Annotated in this window: 18 protein-coding genes and 2 pseudogenes; 8 read left to right on the plus strand and 12 right to left on the minus strand. The window is 68.7% G+C overall.

The annotated features are described in order from the left end of the window. Positions 1 to 8 precede the first annotated feature (8 nt). Complete coding sequence (locus ACIQI8_RS42220; RefSeq protein ID WP_402363564.1) at positions 9 to 371, plus strand: STAS domain-containing protein; 363 nt, start codon at positions 9 to 11, stop codon at positions 369 to 371. 518 nt (positions 372 to 889) lie between these two features. Here ACIQI8_RS42220 and ACIQI8_RS42225 read toward each other — a convergent pair. Together ACIQI8_RS42225 and ACIQI8_RS42230 are read right to left on the minus strand one after the other, a co-directional pair. Next, on the minus strand, positions 890 to 1,729 hold the full coding sequence (locus tag ACIQI8_RS42225) for an SDR family NAD(P)-dependent oxidoreductase (RefSeq protein ID WP_402363567.1): 840 nt from the start codon (positions 1,727 to 1,729) through the stop codon (positions 890 to 892). A gap of 75 nt (positions 1,730 to 1,804) precedes the next feature. Further along, positions 1,805 to 2,158, minus strand: coding sequence for a nuclear transport factor 2 family protein (locus ACIQI8_RS42230; protein WP_402363570.1), 354 nt, complete (start codon positions 2,156 to 2,158; stop codon positions 1,805 to 1,807). A 278-nt stretch (positions 2,159 to 2,436) separates the two neighbouring features. Between ACIQI8_RS42230 and ACIQI8_RS42235 the strand changes: the two genes are divergently transcribed. Beyond that, complete coding sequence (locus tag ACIQI8_RS42235; protein WP_402363573.1) at positions 2,437 to 3,543, plus strand: DNA alkylation repair protein; 1,107 nt, start codon at positions 2,437 to 2,439, stop codon at positions 3,541 to 3,543. Here ACIQI8_RS42235 and ACIQI8_RS42240 read toward each other — a convergent pair. Next, positions 3,538 to 4,038, minus strand: a complete 501-nt coding sequence (locus tag ACIQI8_RS42240; RefSeq protein ID WP_402363576.1) for a winged helix-turn-helix transcriptional regulator — start codon at positions 4,036 to 4,038, stop codon at positions 3,538 to 3,540. The two genes, ACIQI8_RS42235 and ACIQI8_RS42240, sit on opposite strands and share 6 nt — an antisense overlap. 725 nt (positions 4,039 to 4,763) lie before the next feature. On the opposite strand from ACIQI8_RS42240, the gene ACIQI8_RS42245 reads away from it, so the two are divergent. Next, complete coding sequence (locus ACIQI8_RS42245; RefSeq protein WP_402363579.1) at positions 4,764 to 6,503, plus strand: MFS transporter; 1,740 nt, start codon at positions 4,764 to 4,766, stop codon at positions 6,501 to 6,503. A 163-nt stretch (positions 6,504 to 6,666) separates the two neighbouring features. After that, positions 6,667 to 7,293: a TetR/AcrR family transcriptional regulator gene (locus ACIQI8_RS42250; protein WP_402363582.1), complete on the plus strand. Its 627-nt coding sequence runs from the start codon at positions 6,667 to 6,669 to the stop codon at positions 7,291 to 7,293. A 382-nt stretch (positions 7,294 to 7,675) separates the two neighbouring features. Here ACIQI8_RS42250 and ACIQI8_RS42255 read toward each other — a convergent pair whose 3' ends face one another. The 3 genes from ACIQI8_RS42255 to ACIQI8_RS42265 all read right to left on the minus strand — a co-directional run bounded on the left by ACIQI8_RS42255 (position 7,676) and on the right by ACIQI8_RS42265 (position 9,365). Beyond that, complete coding sequence (locus tag ACIQI8_RS42255; RefSeq protein WP_402363585.1) at positions 7,676 to 7,801, minus strand: hypothetical protein; 126 nt, start codon at positions 7,799 to 7,801, stop codon at positions 7,676 to 7,678. A 34-nt stretch (positions 7,802 to 7,835) separates the two neighbouring features. Further along, positions 7,836 to 8,756, minus strand: a complete 921-nt coding sequence (locus ACIQI8_RS42260; protein ID WP_402363588.1) for a ferric reductase-like transmembrane domain-containing protein — start codon at positions 8,754 to 8,756, stop codon at positions 7,836 to 7,838. 339 nt (positions 8,757 to 9,095) lie between these two features. Continuing rightward, the gene (locus ACIQI8_RS42265) at positions 9,096 to 9,365 is read right to left on the minus strand and encodes a DoxX family protein (protein ID WP_402363591.1); all 270 of its coding nucleotides are present in this window, start codon (positions 9,363 to 9,365) and stop codon (positions 9,096 to 9,098) included. Positions 9,366 to 9,686: 321 nt separating this feature from the next. On the opposite strand from ACIQI8_RS42265, the gene ACIQI8_RS42270 reads away from it, so the two are divergent. Beyond that, a complete protein-coding gene (locus tag ACIQI8_RS42270; protein ID WP_402363593.1) occupies positions 9,687 to 10,553 on the plus strand; it encodes an alpha/beta hydrolase fold domain-containing protein in 867 nt (288 codons plus the stop codon). A gap of 712 nt (positions 10,554 to 11,265) precedes the next feature. On the opposite strand, the gene ACIQI8_RS42275 is transcribed toward ACIQI8_RS42270, so the two are convergent. The 4 genes from ACIQI8_RS42275 to ACIQI8_RS42290 form a co-directional block, all read right to left on the minus strand. Next, on the minus strand, positions 11,266 to 12,060 hold the full coding sequence (locus ACIQI8_RS42275) for a TetR/AcrR family transcriptional regulator C-terminal domain-containing protein (RefSeq protein ID WP_402363596.1): 795 nt from the start codon (positions 12,058 to 12,060) through the stop codon (positions 11,266 to 11,268). A gap of 283 nt (positions 12,061 to 12,343) precedes the next feature. Beyond that, positions 12,344 to 13,936: an FAD-dependent oxidoreductase gene (locus ACIQI8_RS42280; RefSeq protein ID WP_402363599.1), complete on the minus strand. Its 1,593-nt coding sequence runs from the start codon at positions 13,934 to 13,936 to the stop codon at positions 12,344 to 12,346. Beyond that, positions 13,933 to 14,838 carry an alpha/beta fold hydrolase gene (locus ACIQI8_RS42285; RefSeq protein WP_402363602.1) on the minus strand — a complete coding sequence of 302 codons (906 nt, stop codon included), beginning with the start codon at positions 14,836 to 14,838 and terminating at the stop codon, positions 13,933 to 13,935. The genes ACIQI8_RS42280 and ACIQI8_RS42285 overlap by 4 nt, the downstream gene beginning before the upstream one ends. Positions 14,839 to 14,857: 19 nt before the next feature. Further along, entirely contained in the window at positions 14,858 to 15,691 is an 834-nt protein-coding gene (locus tag ACIQI8_RS42290; protein ID WP_402363605.1) for an alpha/beta fold hydrolase, read from the minus strand. A gap of 126 nt (positions 15,692 to 15,817) precedes the next feature. Here ACIQI8_RS42290 and ACIQI8_RS42295 point away from each other — a divergent pair. The 3 genes and pseudogenes from ACIQI8_RS42295 to ACIQI8_RS42305 form a co-directional block, all read left to right on the plus strand. Next, positions 15,818 to 16,066 (plus strand): annotated as a pseudogene (locus ACIQI8_RS42295) (ABC transporter substrate-binding protein); the annotation flags it as partial. Between the two features lie 55 nt (positions 16,067 to 16,121). Continuing rightward, on the plus strand, positions 16,122 to 16,304 hold the full coding sequence (locus ACIQI8_RS42300; protein ID WP_402363608.1) for a hypothetical protein: 183 nt from the start codon (positions 16,122 to 16,124) through the stop codon (positions 16,302 to 16,304). A 341-nt stretch (positions 16,305 to 16,645) separates the two neighbouring features. Next, positions 16,646 to 17,089, plus strand: a complete 444-nt coding sequence (locus ACIQI8_RS42305; RefSeq protein ID WP_402364069.1) for an SDR family NAD(P)-dependent oxidoreductase — start codon at positions 16,646 to 16,648, stop codon at positions 17,087 to 17,089. Here ACIQI8_RS42305 and ACIQI8_RS42310 read toward each other — a convergent pair. Together ACIQI8_RS42310 and ACIQI8_RS42315 are read right to left on the minus strand one after the other, a co-directional pair. Continuing rightward, a pseudogene (locus tag ACIQI8_RS42310) lies at positions 17,058 to 17,338 on the minus strand (hypothetical protein); the annotation flags it as partial. The gene ACIQI8_RS42305 and the pseudogene ACIQI8_RS42310 overlap by 32 nt on opposite strands. A gap of 153 nt (positions 17,339 to 17,491) precedes the next feature. Further along, complete coding sequence (locus tag ACIQI8_RS42315; protein ID WP_402363611.1) at positions 17,492 to 17,938, minus strand: hypothetical protein; 447 nt, start codon at positions 17,936 to 17,938, stop codon at positions 17,492 to 17,494. Positions 17,939 to 17,986: the final 48 nt, after the last annotated feature.

Consider the following 17,986-nt stretch of genomic DNA (forward strand, 5'->3'; position numbering starts at 1 on the left):
AGGGAGACATGACCCAAACCCAACATTCTGCACCACGAGGCCAGTTGACGCTCACCACCGCCGCCAGTGACGGCATCCGCGTGATCACCCTCAACGGGGAGGTCGACCACGACACCGCCCCCGCACTACGCCACGCCCTCACCCACCACGCCGCCGACGAACCCCGCGTCGTCGTGGACATGCGGGGCGTGAGGTTCCTGGACTCCGCCGGCATCAACGCCCTCATCAACGGCTACCACGCCCTGAACACCGCCGGCGGATGGCTGCGCCTGGCCGGCACCCCCGACGCCGTCATGTTCGTCATCAAAATCGTCGGCCTCCACACCGTCATCGACTGCCACACCACCCTCCAACAGGCCCTCAACGCCTGAGAAGCGCACCCGCCATCACAGGACAGGCGGCCCCGTACTCGCCTCTGTCTCGCCTGTGTGGGTGATGACAGCCCCGCGGTTCTGCGGGACGCTCAGCCGAAAGACGGCAACCCCCAGACCGCACCAGAGCCCGGCTTGCAGTGCGCGACTGGGCTCGCGCCGCGCGGCGCGGCTGTCCCGCAGCAGCTGTGCCGCCGGGCCGCCTGCCGGCCGCGCGGGAGTCGACCGGCAGGCAGCGGGCGCGCGGCAGCCGCAGACTGATCATGTGGAACGGCCCGTGGACGTCGCGCCCGCGCGGCCTGTGACGCAACTGCCGACCGGGCCCTGCGCCAACGAGATCAAACTGGACGGGCACCGGACCGTGCTGTGGCGCACCCAGGACGGTGCCAACGCCTGCAGTCGCGGTCCGACCGGGACGTCACCGCGCAGTGGATGGACCTCGCCCTGGCCGCCATGCGCCTGCCGCCCATGATCCCCTCCCCTTTCCTCGGGCTTCTCACGGATCTCCGGGTAGTCAGTCAGCCGGTGGGGAAGTCCGCGCTGCGCGAGGCGCCTTCGTTGGCCCGCAACTCGTCGAGCATGTTCTCCAGGTGGGCGTGGACGGCGTCGTAGCCGGCCGTCCCGAGTACGAGGCGGAGCGGAGGCTTGTCGCCCTCGATGGCCGCCACGACGGCTTCGACACCGCGGCGGGGATCTCCGGGCTGCTTGCCGTCGTGAGCCACCATGACGTCCCGGACCGACTCGACGAACGGGACATAGGCGTCGATCGTCTCGGCCAGGGGCTCGTCGGCGAAGGAGGCGTAGGCGTTGGTGCGGAAGGGGCCGGGCTCGACGGCGAGAACGTTGACGCCGAAGGGGGCCAGCTCATGGCGCAGCGTCTCCGTGAGCCCTTCGAGGGCGAACTTCGCGGCGCTGTAGTAGCCGAAGCCCGGCTCGCCCCGCAGGCCCGCGACCGAGGACATGTTGATCACCCAGCCGCTGCGGCGGGCGCGCATGCCCGGCAGCACGGCGCGCAGGATCTGCGTGACGGAGAAGAAGTTGAGTTCGAAGGACCGTCTGGCGTCGGCGTCGGCGGTTCCCTCGACGGAGCCGTACCAGCCGCGTCCGGCGTTGTTGACGAGGACGTCGATGCCGCCTAAGCGCTCTTCGGCGGCTCGCACAGTGGCCTGGACCTGCTGTGCGTCGGTGACGTCCAGCGGCAGGACGAGCGCCCGGTCTCGGTGGCGTTCGGCCCATTCCCGGAGGAGTTCGGGGCGGCGGGCGGTGAGCACAACGTTGTCACCGCGTTCGAGGGCGACGTCGGCATAGACCATGCCGAAGCCGCCGGGGGTGCCACCGGTGATGAACCAGGTCTTCATGATGTCTCGCAGTCTGCTTGCGGGGAACGGGGGTTGAGGGGTGAGTGCGCCGGGTGCGGTCGGCGCGGGGCGTGCTCAGCGTGCGAGGTCGATGGCGAGGTGGGCGATCGCGTCGAAGTCGTCGTCTGTGCCCTGGAACCGGAAGAGGAACGGCAGCGGGCTGCCGTCGAACTTCCCGGCGGCCTGAGCGGTGACGACGGCCTCGCGGCCCTGCCGGGTGGCCTCGGTGACGGTCAGGACGATCTGGACGTTTCCGGACTCCTTGTCGCTCCAGTCGCGGATCTCCTGACGTCCGCGGTAGGTCTTCCCGTCGTCCTCGACGCGGGCCCCCTCGGTGAAGGTGCAGGCCACGGCGTCGGCGTCGTGGGCGTTCTTCGCGGCGAAGAAGGCGTCGACGGCCGGGGGCAGGCCGGAGGGTAGGGCGGTCATGGGTGTCTCCTTGGGTGGAACGGGTCGAATCACCTTGGGGGCCGGGCACCGCCAGGCCGGGGGCGCCGATCGTGGCACGGCGCCTCAAGTGACTTCTAACTTAGCACCAACAAGGTTCGAAAGTAGAAGTCTCTCGGGTGACACACCCCTAAGCACCAGCATTCGAACACCTGAACGCTAGAGTTACTGCTATCCAGAAGTAACCCGGTCGCATCGATCGCCTCCTCTGCCTCCGGTCGTGCGTGCGCGGCCCGGAGGAACCGGAAAGGAAGCCTGCTGTGCCATTCGCGGAACAACTGCTGGGTCATGCGGCTGCGGCGGGGCTTGTTTCCTGCCTGGAAAGGGCCCAGCCGACGCGGGGCGCGACCGCCGTGCGCTCGGCCGCGGGCCGGCTGGACGGGCTGGCGCTGCGCGAGCGCAGCGACCTCTTGCGGGATGCCCTGCTGGAGGACCTGCCCGCGGGGTATCCGGCCGCCGAGGCGGTCATCCGCGCCGCGTTGGAGGCTCCGGAGTTCACCGGTTGGATGATCTGGCCCGTCACCGAGGCCGTCGTCTCCCGTGCCCTGGAGGCGACCGAGCCCGACGCCTTCGAGGCGGGGCTCGCCCTGCTGGCTGACCTCACACCGCGCCTGACGGCGGAGTTTGCCATCCGGCGGGTGCTCCTGACCAACCTGGAGCGGGCGTTGAAGGTCGTGAGCCTGTGGGTGGATCACCCGAACGAGCACGTCCGGCGGCTCGCGACGGAGGGCACCCGCCCCCGGCTGCCCTGGGCGATCCGCGTCCCGGCGATCCTCGCCCGCCCCGAGGCCACCCTGCCGATCCTCGACGCCCTGTACCGCGACGCGTCCGAGTACGTGCGGCGTTCCGTGGCCAACCACGTCAACGACATCAGCCACGCGGACCCGGACCTCGCCGTCGCCGTGATCACCCGCTGGTCGAGGAGCCCGGACGAGAACACGGCCAAATTGGTCCGGCACGCGCTGCGCACAGCCGTGAAGAAGGGGCACCCCGGGGCCCTGGCACTTATGGGCTTCGAGCCGGCCGCCCATGTCGTCGCCACCCGGCCGGAGTTGAGCACGAGCCGGGTCACGGTCGGCGAAGAGCTGGTGTTCGCCTTTGAGTTGGAGAACACCGGTGACGCACCGGCCCGGCTGGCGATCGACTATGTCGTCCACCACCGCAAGGCCAGCGGCCGTACCGCGCCGAAGGTGTTCAAGCTGACGACCAGGACACTGGCGCCGGGGGAACGACTCGCGGTCAGCCGCCGTCATTCCTTCCGGCAGATCACCACCCGGGTCTACCACCCCGGCCCGCACGCACTGGAACTTCAGATCAACGGCGTGCCGCAGGGGCCGGTCGAGTTCGACCTCGCGCTGCCGTCATGACGACCGGCCGCCGTGCGTGTCGGCGTAGCGGGCGCGCATGGCGTCGCTGGCTGCGGGGCCGTAGGTGAAGACGTAGTCGTCGGTGTCGACGCGCCGGCCGGTGGTCCGGTCGACCACCACCGGTTCGACCTCCTCGCCCGACTCCCGGTCCACGAGGATCATGCTGCGCTTGCCCGGGTCGAGCCGGGAGTTGCCCCAGGCGGCGAGCGCGACGATCACGGGGCGCAGCGAGCGTCCGTGCTCGGTGAGGACGTACTCGTAGCGCGTGGGGTTGGTCTGGTAGGGGCGGCGCTCCAGCAGGCCGTCGGCGACGAGGGACTTCAGGCGGCTGGTGAGCATGCTGGACGAGATCCGCAGGTTCTCCTGGAACTGGTCGAAGCGCGTGAAGCCGTCGAAGGCGTCGTGCAGGATCAGGAGGGTCCACCACTCGCCGACATGCTGCGCCGTCGTCGACAGGGGGCACTCCCTGTCCTCCAACCGGACCCTGGCCGCCATGGCGTCCACCCTCTCCGTGGCCTGTCACCACACGTCACTTCTATCTTAGCAGTTGCCTGGGATGTGTCGATCCGATCATGATCGCAGCGCCTCTCGCCCTCGTTCGGCCACCACCGGCGCCTCACCGCGCCCGCCCCCTCCTCAACAGGTCCGCGCTGCCCCGCCGGACCAGGAGAACGGGGCGCGCGAGCGGAACCGGCTCGGCCCACCGGATGTTTCACCGGGGCGTTCGCGGACAACGCGACGGCGCTGTCCGGACCCACGACGGTTGAGGTCGCTACAACATCACCGCTATCCAGGGGTTCACGTCACCACGGCGACTCGGTAGCGGCCACAACCGCACGTCGACACCGAGGCGTTTGACCCGCCCCGACCATTAATGAAAACATCGTATCCGTTAAAGCTTTGGGGCTTGCCCTGATTGATCGATCCCGGCCCGTTCCGGGGGAGTGTGCGGCCCGGCCCGGTTGCCGCACTTCTGTACGCCGCCGTCACCACATTCCGCTCCGTGCCGATCACCGGGTAGTGACGCGATGCGGAACTCCCTTGCTCCCCGTAGGGCTCGGCAACATATGGGGCCGGCCGACCGTGGGAGCCGGTACTGCGTGCCGCGCGGCATGGTCGACACACGCTCTCATCGCTGCCTCTGAACTGACGGGAAAGAAGTGACGTGAGAACTCATCCACAGGCCGAGACACACACTCACCAGGCTGCGGGAACGGCATATGACTGTATCTCGCTCGCGCGCCCGCCTGTCCGAAACTCCCCCACGGGCAGGTGAGCCTCCCCGCCGGTGGACGGTTCGGAGTCGCACTGCGCTCTGGCTGGTCGCTCTGGCGTTTCACATCACGATGCTGGGTACGACCCTGCCGACACCGCTCTACCTGCTCTACCAACGGCAGATGAGTTTCTCGACCCTGACGACCACGGTGATCTTCTCGGTCTACGCTTTCGGAGTTCTCACGGCACTGGTGCTGTTCGGACAGGTCTCGGACAGTGTCGGCCGCCGGCGAACTCTGCTGGCCGGACTGGCATGCTCAACCCTCAGTGCCGCGGTCTTCCTAAGCGCGCATGATCTGACATTCCTGCTGACAGGGCGGCTGCTGTCAGGGGTATCCGCGGGAATATTCACCGGCACCGCAACCGCCACGCTGGTCGACCTGGCCCCGATGGGCGGGAGCGAGCGGGCCACCCTGGTGGCTACCGTGGCGAACATAGGCGGGTTGGGCGCGGGCCCCGTCCTCTCCGGGACACTGGCCCAACTGTCCCCGAATCCAACCCGGTTTCCTTTCCTCGTGCACCTGACTCTGCTGGCCGCCGCGGTGGTGGGTATCTGGCTGATGCCCGAAACCGTGACGACGGCCAGGACTGGCCCGCGCCTGAGGGTGACACGGCCTCGGGTACCAGCAGCGATGCGGGGCACTTTCACACGGGCGGCCGCGGCCGGGTTCGCCGGATTCGCGGTGCTCGGGCTGTACACCTCCGTCGCGCCGTCCTTTCTGAGCCGACTCCTAGGCCTGTCCTCCCCTGCCCTGGCCGGAGCCGTGGTCAGTACCGTGTGTGCGGCCTCAGCGCTCGGACAGATCACCCTCGTACAGCCACTGGGCCGCGCCGCCCTGCCCGTGGCGTGTGCCCTACTCGTCGTCGGTATGGGCCTGCTCACCGCGGGGCTCACTCTAGGATCGCTCGCGCTGCTGGTGACCGCTGGTGTCGTCGCCGGACTTGGGCAAGGCATAGCATTCCGGGCGGCCCTGACCATGCTCAACTCAAACACGCCCGACGGCCAGCGTGCCGAGGTCGCCTCCGCCTTCTTCATCGTGATGTACGTAGCGATCGCACTGCCCGTGATCGGTGTTGGACTGGCCGCCGACCTCGCGGGCCTGCGGGCAGCCGGGGTCGGCTTCAGTCTGGCCGTGGCCTTGCTGGCCGCGAGTGCCCTGGTCGCCCTGCGAGGGCAAGACGGCGGCAGGGGAAGGAAGAATCATCTGACGGGCAAGTTGGGGGTGATTTCGCCGGTTCATGATGGAGTCCGAGAACGCGGAGCGGAGCGCGACGCGCGGAGCTGGACGATCTGGAAGACCAGCTGGTCAAGCAACTGGACCACGTGCGGGCCGAGCGCAAGAACTCGCCGTCGGGGAACGGGGCTGGAAACGGATGGCCGAGCCCCACCGGCTGCGGCGCAGGTCACGGGCCACGCGGTGCTGCTGGTGCCGCACCGCGGCCGTAACGTGAACGTGGACTCGCTGCCACCGCACCACCAGCGCATCCTCGCGCTCGTCCGGGGCGCCGGCGGCCGGTCATGGTCGAGCAGGTCGGCGAGGCACTGGGGCTGGAGGTGGCGGTGCGGGGCAAGCTGGAGCCGCTGCGTGGAACGCTGTCCAAGCTCGCCGGGCGGGGCCGGCTGCGCAAGCTGCCCGACGGCCGCTTCACCACGCGCCTGTGACCTGCAGCGTTGCGATGTCTGAGCCGTAACTGCGGTGCCCCCGGCGGTCCACGCCCAACCGGCGATCTCCAAAGTGGATACGGTGTTGCTGTTATGGTGCCGACCGAGGAGGTGGACGTTCAGTGGCAGCAGCTGGTCCTGTGCGAGCGACCGCGGCATCGGGTCGGGGCCCGGGGCGTCCGCCCGTGCCGCTGGAGCGCATCGTCTCTACCGCACTGCAGATTGTGGACGACGAAGGGGCCGACGCTCTCTCGATGAGGACGCTGGCCCAGCGCCTGGGCTCGGGCACGGCGACGCTGTACCGGCATTTCGACAATCGGGCAGCGCTGGTCGCCCACGTCGTGGACCGCATGTTCGGCGCCGTGGAACTGAACGGTGACGAACTCCTCGCGATGGGCTGGCAGCAAGCGCTGCGGACGGTCGCGCACACCATGTTCGAGGCCCTGGCCCGGCACCGGAACGCTGCGCGCCTGATGGTCGAAGAGATTCCCCTGGGGCCGAACGCCATGGCGTTGCGGGAGCACTGTGTCGCGGTGCTGCTCGACAGCGGCTTCCCCCCGCGACTGGCCGCGCACGCTTTTGCCACCCTCTCCCGCTACGTCCTCGGATGCGCCATCCAGGTCAACGGTCATGGCGGCGGCGGGCAACTCGACGACGTACAAGTGTCCGCCGTCTTTCAAAGCGTCGATCCAGCCTTGTTTCCGGCAACGGTCACCGTCGCCAGGTCGATGCCCGTTCCGATCGAGGACGAGTTCTCCTTCGGACTCGAACTCCTTCTCAGCGGGCTTGCCCACCTGCGCGACGACACTTGACCAGCCAGGACGATGCGAACCTGAGGCCGCCCGCCTGCGGAGTAATCTCGGTCGGCATGGAGCGTCGCCACAGCTGCTGGTGCTGAGCGCGTGATCTCGTGTGGTCGACGGCTCGTCAGCGGAAGGCGAAGTGCTCGGCGTGGAGATGCTGTCGGGTGACGCCCTGGCCATGGAGGGCGCGAGTGAGGTTTTCGATCATAGAGACTGGGCCGCAGAGGAAGACGTGCGTGTCGGGGGTGATCGGTCCGGCCTGGGCCTGGATTCTTTCGGCGGTCAGACGGCCGTGGCTGCGGCTGAACGTCGGGTGGAGCCGGAACTCGGGGCGGTGTGCTGCCGCTGCGGTGAGTTCCGGGAGGAACGGTGCGTCTTCGGCGGTGGGGGCTCAGTAGAACAGGTCGGTGCGGGGCGGCTCTGCAGCGGTGTGGGTGAGCCAGCCGAGGAAGGGCGCGATACCGATGCCCCCCGCGATCCATATCTGCCGGGGTCCGCCGAGGGTGTGGTCGAACATGCCGTAAGGACCCTTGAGGGTTGCGGGGTGTCCTTCACTCAGGTCCGTGCAGGGGCGGCGTGTACCGCGGCCCAGGGCACGGATGGTGAGGCGCACCGAGCCGTCGGCCCTGCGTTCCCGCGACGCTGAAGGGGTGTTCGTGCCAGCCGCCGACCCGCAGGTAGACGAACTGGCCCCCTGTCACGGGAAGCGTCGTCCCGCCGGTGGGCGTGAGGGTGAGGTCGAGGATGTCGGCTGTGGGCCGCTCAACACGGTGGACGGTGTGGTCCGCCCGGGGCTCCCTGTGTCGTAGCACCAGTTCGTCGTACCTGTAGGCGGCCATGCCGATGGTGGCCATGGTGACGTAGATCGCCAGGAGGGGCGTGGATCCGTTGATGACGAGATCGAGGAACCAGCCGTGCAACAGTGCCGACAGGAGCAGCAGGCCGGTGAGGCGATGCAGGAACAGCCAGCGCTCGTAGGGCAGTCGGAGGATGCGGCCGACCTGGCCGAGTGAGATGAGGACGAGCAGCAGGCCGATGGCGGAGACGGCACCGAGGAGATGGCCCATCCCTACCGACGCGGTCCGGTCGGCGTAGCCGTACCGGCTCCCGTCGAAACCGGAGAAGAAGTGGAGGAGCAGGTGGGGGGTGAGCAGGAGAATGGACCATACGGCGTACAGCTTGTGCTGACGGTACATGCGGTCCAGGCCGCCGAACCACTGCTCCTGCCGCATCAGGCGGGTGGCCAGCACCAAGGTGCAGGACATCAGGTAGACGGACAGGACGCCGGCGAACTCGCCGATGAAATAGACAGCGCCGAGGCCCTCGGGCCTGAGCCAGTCCCAGGCCAGATAGAGCATCACCGTTCCGGTCGTGACCGACAGGGGTCCGACGTGGCGCTTCTTCAGGCGCGAGTCCAAGGGGGCGCGCGCGATCCGGATGGCGTAGATCGCTATCACGATCAGGACGGGCATCGTTCAACCCCTCGGGGGTCGGCGCGGTGGACGAAGGGGCGCCGGTGAAGGCAGGGCGGACCGCGCGGTCCCGGTTGGAGCGCCCTCGATCCCAGGTGGTTGCGTTTCCTGCGACCTCTAATATTGGCTACAACGTATCCGTTTAGCTGGCTGTGGTCCAGTGTCGCATTCGGATGCCCGTCGGCCGGCCCGGAATCTGCCCTTCGGGAGCGTGGCGGTCCGACGCCATCCCCGTCGGCCAGCTCTTCGAGGTGAAATCACAGCTCGGGGCCGCATTGCTTACAGGGCGAACTGCCGCAGCCGCCCATCCGTGGAGGCGCGGGCTCGATCCGCAGCGCTTCAGACGAACAAGGCCGCGAGGTATGAGGCAACGAGCACCGCGCACACGACGGCGGGCGCGAGTTTGGCAACCGGGTCACCATTGCGCAGGTGCACGACCACAGCTCCGGCGAGCAGCAGGAGAAGCCCCGTCCCCGCGAGGCCGCCGAACGGCGGCTCGCCGAGGCCGAGCGCCACGCCGGCGACTCCTGCCAGTTGCAGCACGCCGATACGGCGGTAGGCGGCGACGGAGAAGCCGACCTCGGCGGCCAGCTCGCGCGCCTTCGGCAAGGCGAGTGCATTGAAGCACTCCGATCGCCCCGAAGATCAGGGCGATGGCGCAGGCGAGGGTGACGCTGAGGATCATGAGGTATCTCCAGGGTGTCGACGTCGTTGCGGCGCGGGCGTCAAGGGTGTCGACCTGACGGCGGGCGGCTCGTGGCGAGACCGTCATGGGATGTGACGGGCGCGGTCGGAATTGCTGGCCGGACGTATCGCTCGGGGCCCGGACGGACGATGTGGTCGATCGACGCAGCGGCCCACCGTAGCGCAATAACGGCAACGATGTAACCGTTATGATGGTCGGCGAAGCGGATAGAAGGAGAGCCAGACATGAGCAGTCCCCAGATGCACGTAGTCGCCACGTTCATGCGGTTGGCCCTCAAAGGCAAGGCGGCCCCGGACCCGCTGGTCGCGTCGACGGAGCCACCTCGTCCGCCCGCCAAACTGGTAAAGCGGCACGACGTGGGATCGCGCCGCATCGACGGTTTCGAATGCCACACCGTCAGCCCGCGCGGGCGCCGGGCGCAACGAGCGGTCGTCTACCTGCACGGTGGCGCCTACATCAGACACCTCTCGCCCCGGCACTGGCAGTTGATCTCGCAGCTCGCGGATGCCGGTGCACGAGTCGAGGTGGCGCACTACGGGCTGGCGCCGAAGTACACCTACCGTGACGCCTATCCCTTCGTCACTGCCGTCTACCGCGACCTGCTCGGCGACCTGGAGGCCGGCCAGGTCACGATCATGGGCGACTCCGCCGGCGCGGGCTTGGCTCTGGGCGTGGCGCAGAGCCTGGCCGGCTCGGGTCTGCCCCAGCCGGCCCGAGTAGTACTGATCTCCCCCTGGCTGGATATCACTCTGACCAACCCTGCGATTCCCGAAATCGAAGCCCGAGATCCGTTCCTCACCACCAGCAGCCTGCTCGCGGCCGGACGTAGTTGGGCCGGCGGGGACGACCCCGCCCAACCCCGGCTCAGTCCCGTCAATGGCCCGCTTGCCCCCCTGGCGCCCATCGACGCCTACATCGGCACTCGCGACTTGTGCTACCCGGACGTCCGGCGCCTGGAAGAACGGGCTGCCACGGAAGAGGCGTCCGTGAATGTCATCGTGTGCGACGGCGCGGTCCATGCCTACCCACTCGTCCCCGCCCCCGAGGGGCGTACCGCGGCCCGCGCCATCGTGCGGTCCGCCGCCTCCTGAGCGGGTTGAGAGGCAATCATCTGCCGACGTCGGGCGAGCACTGGCACCGCTGTTCCTGGGCGGTGTTGCACACCGGCCAGCAGTCGGCCACCGCGGTCAGCTGGCTCTGGCGACCGAGTGGCGGCTCAGCACGGGTGAGGTCGTGTGGCTCACGACCTCGGTCCAGATCGGTTTCCCACTAGGCGCGACTGTCTCAAGCGCCCTCGGTCTCGCCGACCGCCGGCCTCCGCACCTGGCGCTGGCTGCATGTGCTCTGGGCGCCGCCGTCTCGACCCTCGCGCTCGCGACGGTGGCCGGGCCTGGGGGCCGGAATCGCGCTCCGGCCGCTCACGGGCGCGAGCCTGGCCGCGGTGCGCTTCGCGCGTTCCCAGTCTCCGGTCGGCGAACGCAAACTGGCCGCATATACGGCGGAAGGCTTCGGCTCACGTCGGTGCGTTGGTGGTTCCGGGAGAGCAAGCCCCAGGCACTGGCCCGCTGGGCTGGCCTCGACGGTTTGCACGTGTCCCGGCATGCGATGTGGACCGTCGAGCCGCCAGCCGCTCTCACTCGCTCCCGGCCACCGGCTGGGACGCTGAACGTGTGCCCGCTGCTCCGCCGACCCTCGCGCACGCATGCTTCACACAGCATGCCGCGATCAGCGTAGACCGCTGCGGCTCGGCCCCGGCATGCTGTGTGGCTTCGGCACCGCCCGGTAGGAGGCCCGAACGACGTCTCAGCTGCGGGCGGCAAGCCTGGCTTCGACGCCGTCGAGAAGTGACTGCAGTCCGAAGGACACATACGGGCGACGGGTGGCTGCGAGGGCGGCGCCCATCGCGAACGTGACGACACTTTGGGCGGCTTGCTCGGCGTCCCGCCTGGTGAGGCCGGCTGCCTGGCAGACCGCGAGCAGGTGCTCGTCATGGCGGTCCCTGGCCAGGCCGTCGAGAGGCTGGACGGTCATGGCGGCCAGCAGCCAGGGGTGCCTGAGAAGCATCGACCGCAGGTTGTCGGCCATGGCCATGAGGACCGGACGCCACTCGACGCCGTCGAGAGCGGAGAGATGTGTCTGCCCCCAGACGGTGTCAGCGGCCAGCAGGAGCACATCGTGTCGGCTCTTGACGTGCCAGTAGAGTGCCGCTGCGGTGATGCCGAGACGGCTGCCGAGTCTTCGCATGGTCAGACTTTCGATGCCACCCTCGTCCAGAAGGGCGATGGCCGCCTGGACGATCTGCGCTTCGTCCAGGGCGTCGCGGGGCATCCCCGCGGTAGTCGCCATGGGGCTGCTCACGGCACCTGGCCATCGCGCCGAGGAGGAAGGTGTGTCGTGCGCGTCTCCCTGGAGGGCGAGGGTGAGGAGGGCGTGGTCGCGGGCCGGGCCGTCGAGCAGCCAGTCGATCTCGGCGAGCGGATGGGGTGTGTCCGGCGAGCGGTAGGGCGTGCCGTGCAGGAAGACGGCGCGGATCCCGGCCTGGAGCAGTCCCTCGACGGCCGCGTCGGCGTGCTGGGGCGACAGGGCGCGTTGTGACACCAGTCGCCCAGGGTGGTGGTACCGCAGTTGAGCTGGTTCAGGGCGCCGGCGAAATTGCCGATGTGCATGGCGGCCGGGGTGTAGTGCAGATGAGCGTTGACCAGGCCGAGGATCAGAACGCGGCCGGACAAGCCGACGACCTCGGCGTAGGGCGCCTGGACGGTCTCGCCGACGGCGGCGATGGTCTCGCCGTCGACGAGGATGCCGGCATGCTCGCCGTCCGGCCCATCCGGCCCGTCCAGCTTCGTCGTGACGACCCGCGCGCCGCGCAGCAGTATGCGGCTCATTCAGTGGCCCGCGGACCGGGGGAGGTGTGGCTCGGCTGGGACATGGTGCGGGTCCTTGCCTGTGGCGTCATTGCCTGCACGGCGGCTTGTGTGGTGGTGAGGAAATTGGACGTGGCGATGTGTCCGATGTAGCCGTCGGGACGGATCAGCAGCAGCGTGTCGTCGGTCAGGCCGTAGGCCTTCCGCAGCGTGCTCTCGGGGTCGGAGAAGGCGCGGCCGTCGCCCGCGGCCGATCCGACCGTCAGCCGCTCCAGCTGAGCGCCCGTCGTCGGCCAGTCGAGGAGTTCGAGGTCCCGGGCGGCGCCGGGGCCATAGGCGATGGCGGTGAAGTGCGGCCCCTGGAAGAGGGTGAACAAGCGGGTCTCGGCGCCGTCGGCGCCGAGCAGCCGGGCGTCCGGGGCGCGGTCGCCCACGCGCAGCGTGCTGGTCTCGCCACTGTCGCCGGGGGCGAGGGGGCCGCCGTAGTAGGTCAGGGAGAGCTGCTGCTCGTCCTTTCCGCGCTTCATGCTGGAGGGGTCGAGCTTGGCGATGCCGCCCCACTTCTCCGTGGACAGTCCCAGGACCCCGGCGGCGATCGGCTGCCGCTCGGCCTCGTAGGTGCTCAGCAGGGCCGGGTCGGCTCCGGCGAGGACCTGGCCGAGCTTCCAGCCGAGGTTGTAGCCGTCCTGCATACCGGTGTTCAGGCCCTGGGCACCGGCGGGGGTGTGGACATGCGCGGCGTCGCCGACGAGGAAGACCCGTCCGCGGCCGTAGTGCTCCGCAAGACGGATGTTGGGCCGGAACACCGACGTCCAGTGGATCTCGTGCAGCTGGATGCGCCGGTTGCGGGTGTGGGAGTGGATCCGGTCGACGAGGGCGCCGATCTCCTGGGGCGGCTTCTCGTCGGGCGTGAGCCGGATCATCCACTGGAACATGTCGCTGTGGGGCAGAGGGCAGGCGGCGATGAGCTTGCCGCCGAGGCCGGGCCACATGTGCCACCGGTTGCGGGCCAGGCCACTTACGGAGGCATCCACGATCAGCACGCGGTCGGCCTCGTCCGTCGTCCCCAGGAAACCGATGTCGAGCTGCTTGCGCACCGCACTGGAGCCGCCGTCGGCCCCCACGACATAGCGGGCGACGATCTCCTCGACCCCGTCCGCGCCCACCACCGTGGCGACCACCGTGTCCTCGTCCTGCGTCAGCTCAGTCAGTTCCTTGCCGAACTCGATCTCGCGGCCGAGCTCACCGAGCCGGGCGTGCAGGGTGCGGTCCGTGCGGAACTGCGGGATCAGCCAGGTGTTCGGGTACGGGACGTCCGGGGTGGCCTCTTTTTCGGGGAACATCTTCCACGGCACACCGAGGGGTCCTGCATGCAGCCCGAGCCTGGGATAGTCGCCGCCGCCGGCCAGCACGTCATCGAGAGCGCCGAGGTCCTCGAGGACTTCGAGGCTGCGGGGCTGGATGCCCTTGGCGCGCGAACCGTCGAAAGCGTGGGGGGACTTGTCGATGATCCGGACGTCGAGTCCGCGGCGTACGAGGTCGATCGCCAAGGCGGAGCCAGATGGGCCGGCACCGATGATTAGTACGTCGATGGCCTGCGGCCTCTTCATGAGTCGAGCCTTTCGGTGCGTGCGGACACGAACGGGACGAGCTGGTCGGCGACGTCGCGAGGTCGTTCGAAGGGGGCCATGTGCCCGCATTTGTTGATTACGTGATGTTTCTGAGGCTTCAGCAGAGCACGTGCCGTGTCGAAGTGCGCCAGCGGCGTGACGTTGTCCTCGTCGCCCCACAGCAGCAGCGTCGGAATGCCCAGGGCCCCCGTCCGCCGGAACAGGTCGTCACGGCCGGTGAAAGGCACGTGCTGCAGGGTGTCGAAGAACGCGTAGAGCGAGCCCTCGAAGCGGAAGGCGTCGAGGACCATCTCGGTCATCTTCGCGCCGAGCTCGGGGTCGCGGACGTTGTGTCCCATGTGCCCCTGGAGCAGCTCAAGGCCGCGCCGGCGGGCGATGAGGCCGGCCAGCGCGTCGTTGCGCAGCAGCCGGTCGGGGGAGGTCAACCGCGGTTTCGCGAGACCGGCAGGTCCCACGATGGTGAGCGTGGACAGCGATGAGCGGTACTGGGCGGCGTACGTCATGCTGACCAGCGCACCCATGGAGGTGCCGACCAAATGCAGGGGCCGCGCCGTCAGGCCGAGACGGTCCGTCAGCTCGGCCAGCTGCCGCGCGAACAGCGTCTCGTCGTAGCGCGCCCGCACCCGGTCGGAGTAGCCGCGACCATAGGCGCTACAGGCCAGCGTGCGCAGCCCGCGGGCGTGCAACTCCCCGACGAGGCCGTCCCAGTAAAACAGCGGGATGGTCAGACCGCCCGCCATCAGGACCACGTCCCCGTCCTCGGGCCCCGTCAACTCGTAGTGGGTGACGCCGTCGGACAGCTCGATGAAACTGCCGCGCAGCGCCCCCCGCGAGTCGGCGGTGAGCTTGCGGTCCTCGCCCGAGGCGACGAAGTACTTCATGGAACGGGCCTCCTTGCCCTCAGTTCACGGGGGTGTCGGCGCGGGAGCCGAGGAACTTCGCGATCGCGTCCGCGACCCACTGCGGTTCCTCCTCCGGCAGCAGATGTCCGCCGTGGGGGTGGACGAGCTCCTGGGCGCCGGGGATGTCACGGGTGAAGTGCTGGCCGTCGATGCTCGCGCTGCGCAGCACCAGCGTGGGCACCGTGATACGGGGGATCTGCGCGCTGCGGTCCGGCTGGTCGGTGTTGCAGAAGTCGACGAAGGCCGAGCGGTTGCCGGGGCGGCTCATGAGCTGATGGGCACGGTCCACCATGGCGTCGTCCACGATCTGCGAATGCGGCCCGACGGCCTCGCGCAGGCTGCGTTCGAGTGCCCCGCGCGGCATCACCCGCCTCAGCAGGGGTCGCAGCAGCGGGTTGCGGGTCAGGCGCATCCCCGCGGGCACCGTCTTCTCCGGGTAGCCGGTGGCATTGACCAGGACCAGGCCGGTCAGCCGCTCCGGATGATCCAGTGCGAGGTTCCAGGCGATGTTGCCGCCCAGAGAATTGCCGGCCACCGCGTAGCGCGGCACGCCCAGCGCCTCCAGGAAGCCGGCCACCGTCGCGGCGTACACCGGGATGCGGTAGTCGCGGTCCTTGCGCGGGCCCGTCAGTCCGAACGCCGGCAGGTCGGGACGGATGACATCGAACGCATCCGACAGCAGATCCGTCGCGCGGTCGAAGTGCTGCAGGGATGAGGCGCTGCCGTGCAGCAGGACGAGTGCCGGGCCGCGCCCAGCACGCTTGTAGTGGATCCGCAGGCCGTCCACCTCGACGAACCGGGAATCAGGCTGGGGCTCAGACCAGGTACTCATAATGGATACACTGTTACCGATAAGGCGGTCGTGTCAAGTGGAAGTCGTGCACGTCACGACCACGGGGATCTTGAGCGAGGAGACGGGCGCCAATGGAGTAGCCCCCGATCCCGCTACTGAAGTTGCGTGAACTGGCCGATCTCCCCCACCGTCCAGAAGGCCTCCTTCGACGGCTGGTCCGTGCGCACCGACGTCACTCCCACCGGCGGACTGCGGCCCACCTGGGAGTACCCCAACGCCCACCTCGACCAGTTCTCGCGCTTCATGGCCGCCCGCGGCGAAGCCGAACGCTGGCGGCACACCTTCAACCTCTACTTCGGTGAGGTCCAGGGTGCCCCCACTCCTGGCTGGCTCGGCCTGCACCCCGGCCAGTAACCCACGACGCCACACCGCTTCGCGGCCGCCGAAGGCCCAGCACTTCGTCCGCGACGTGACCTTCGACGAGGACGCCTGCCGCGCCCGCACCGGCAGCCTGCCCCGGGCCCTCGCCACCTTCCGCAGCCTGGCGATCAGCCTCGTCCACCTCGCCGGGTGGAGGAACAACGGCGCCGCCCACGACCATCACCGCAACCATCCCGCCGACGCCATACGCGAACTCGGTCTCACCGGATGAGCACGCATCACGCCTGGGGCCAGAGCTGACACCGAGACCGGGCTCAGCCCCTGGCAGGATCTCGTGTTGCTCGACCTCACCGAAATTTCTGCGGCGAGCCGCCCAACGCGTTCCACGAACGCACCGTCAGGCGTTGCTGCTTCCCACCGACACAATCATGTCCGAACCCAGCGCTTTCCGGGACGCACCAGCGGGCCTAGAGCCAATGCCGTTGCTTTACGGGTTGGCGGGTTGGGGTCGTTTGATGCTGACTGCAGGCGTCCCGGTGCGGATGGGCTGGGGCCAGGTGTGGTGCTCGGACCGTTTGAGCCGGTAGTTGGACATCGGCCTGCTCCGAGGACCTGTTCCAGGCGAACGACCGCATTGCACGACAAGCCGGCGACACGACCATCCTGATCAACAACGGGGCCATCTACCCCAAAGGCGACCTGCTGACGGCGCCGGCCGAAGACATCACGGCGACCATCGCCACCAACCTGCTCGGCCCGATCCATCTGACCCGCGCGCTCGCCCCCGCGCTCCGCTCCGCCAAGGGCGCGCTCGTCAATATTGGCTCCGTACTCAGCTGGTTCGCCATCGGCAAGGCCCACAGCGTCTCCAAGGCCGGTCTGTGGATGGCAACCAACGCCTTCCGACTCGAACTCGCGCCCTCCGACGTCGCCGCCGCGATCTTCGACGCCGTCGAAGCCGGAGACCACGAACTCATCGTCGACGAGCTGACCACACAGGTGCACACCGCCCTCTCAGCACCGGTCACCGCTCTCTACCCGGCTCTCGCGCAGTAGCCGGAGCTTGAACGCGCCTCGCCGTCGTGATGAGGGAGAGGCCGGTTCCGGCGAGGCATCCGTCATGAGGTGCGGCCGGCACCGGATCTTCCTCATCCCGTGCCGGATGGTCTGGATCAGACGTTCCGGGGTCGTGAACGCTGTGTTGGTGAGCCAGTCGCGTCGCAGCAGGGACCAGATGCCCTCGACCGCATTGAGGCCCGGTGCATAGGTCGGCAATTGGCAGACGGGAAGCCAGTCCTGTCGGGCGATGAACTGCCGCATCCCGTGCGGTCGGCCTTCTCACAGATCCTGAGATCGAGCGGACCGTCGACGCGTTCGGCCGACCGGTCCGCCCACCGCTTCTGGGCCCCGGTGTCCTAGCTCAGACACCAGCCGCAAAGTAGCGATCCGCCTCTGGGGTCAGCTGTCGCCGGGTGCCGCTGCTAGGTTGAGGGTCTTGTGCACGACGCCGCCCGACACTTTGACGGCGACGGCGATCTCGCGGATTGACTGGTCTTCGGCTCGGCGGGCGAGGATCACGCGCTGTTTGTCGTCGTCCACGACGGGGCGCCGGCCTCCGACGCGACCGCGTGCGCGGGCGGATTCCAGGCCATTCTTCGTTTTCGTCACGATGTCGCGGCGTCGGTCTTCGGCAAGGGCGAGGGCCAGGTCGAGGATGAGTGAGCGTTCGGTGTGCTCGCCGGTTGTTATGCCGTCCAGCACCTTGACCGCGGTGCCACGCTGGAAGGGGTCGTTGAGGACGATCAGTGTCAGCTCTCGGAGTCGGCCGTGCTGGGGTCCGAAGTCACCTGCATGAGACCGTGCGTTGATGGAAGAGTCATGTCGGCATGGCGTCGTTGTCGTCACGCGTGTGGGGCGTCCGACAGGTCCCGTTCGCTGCGTTGGATGGTGAGG

It is taken from the genome of Streptomyces sp. NPDC092369 (assembly GCF_044755245.1).
In the GTDB taxonomy this organism is placed as follows: domain Bacteria; phylum Actinomycetota; class Actinomycetes; order Streptomycetales; family Streptomycetaceae; genus Streptomyces.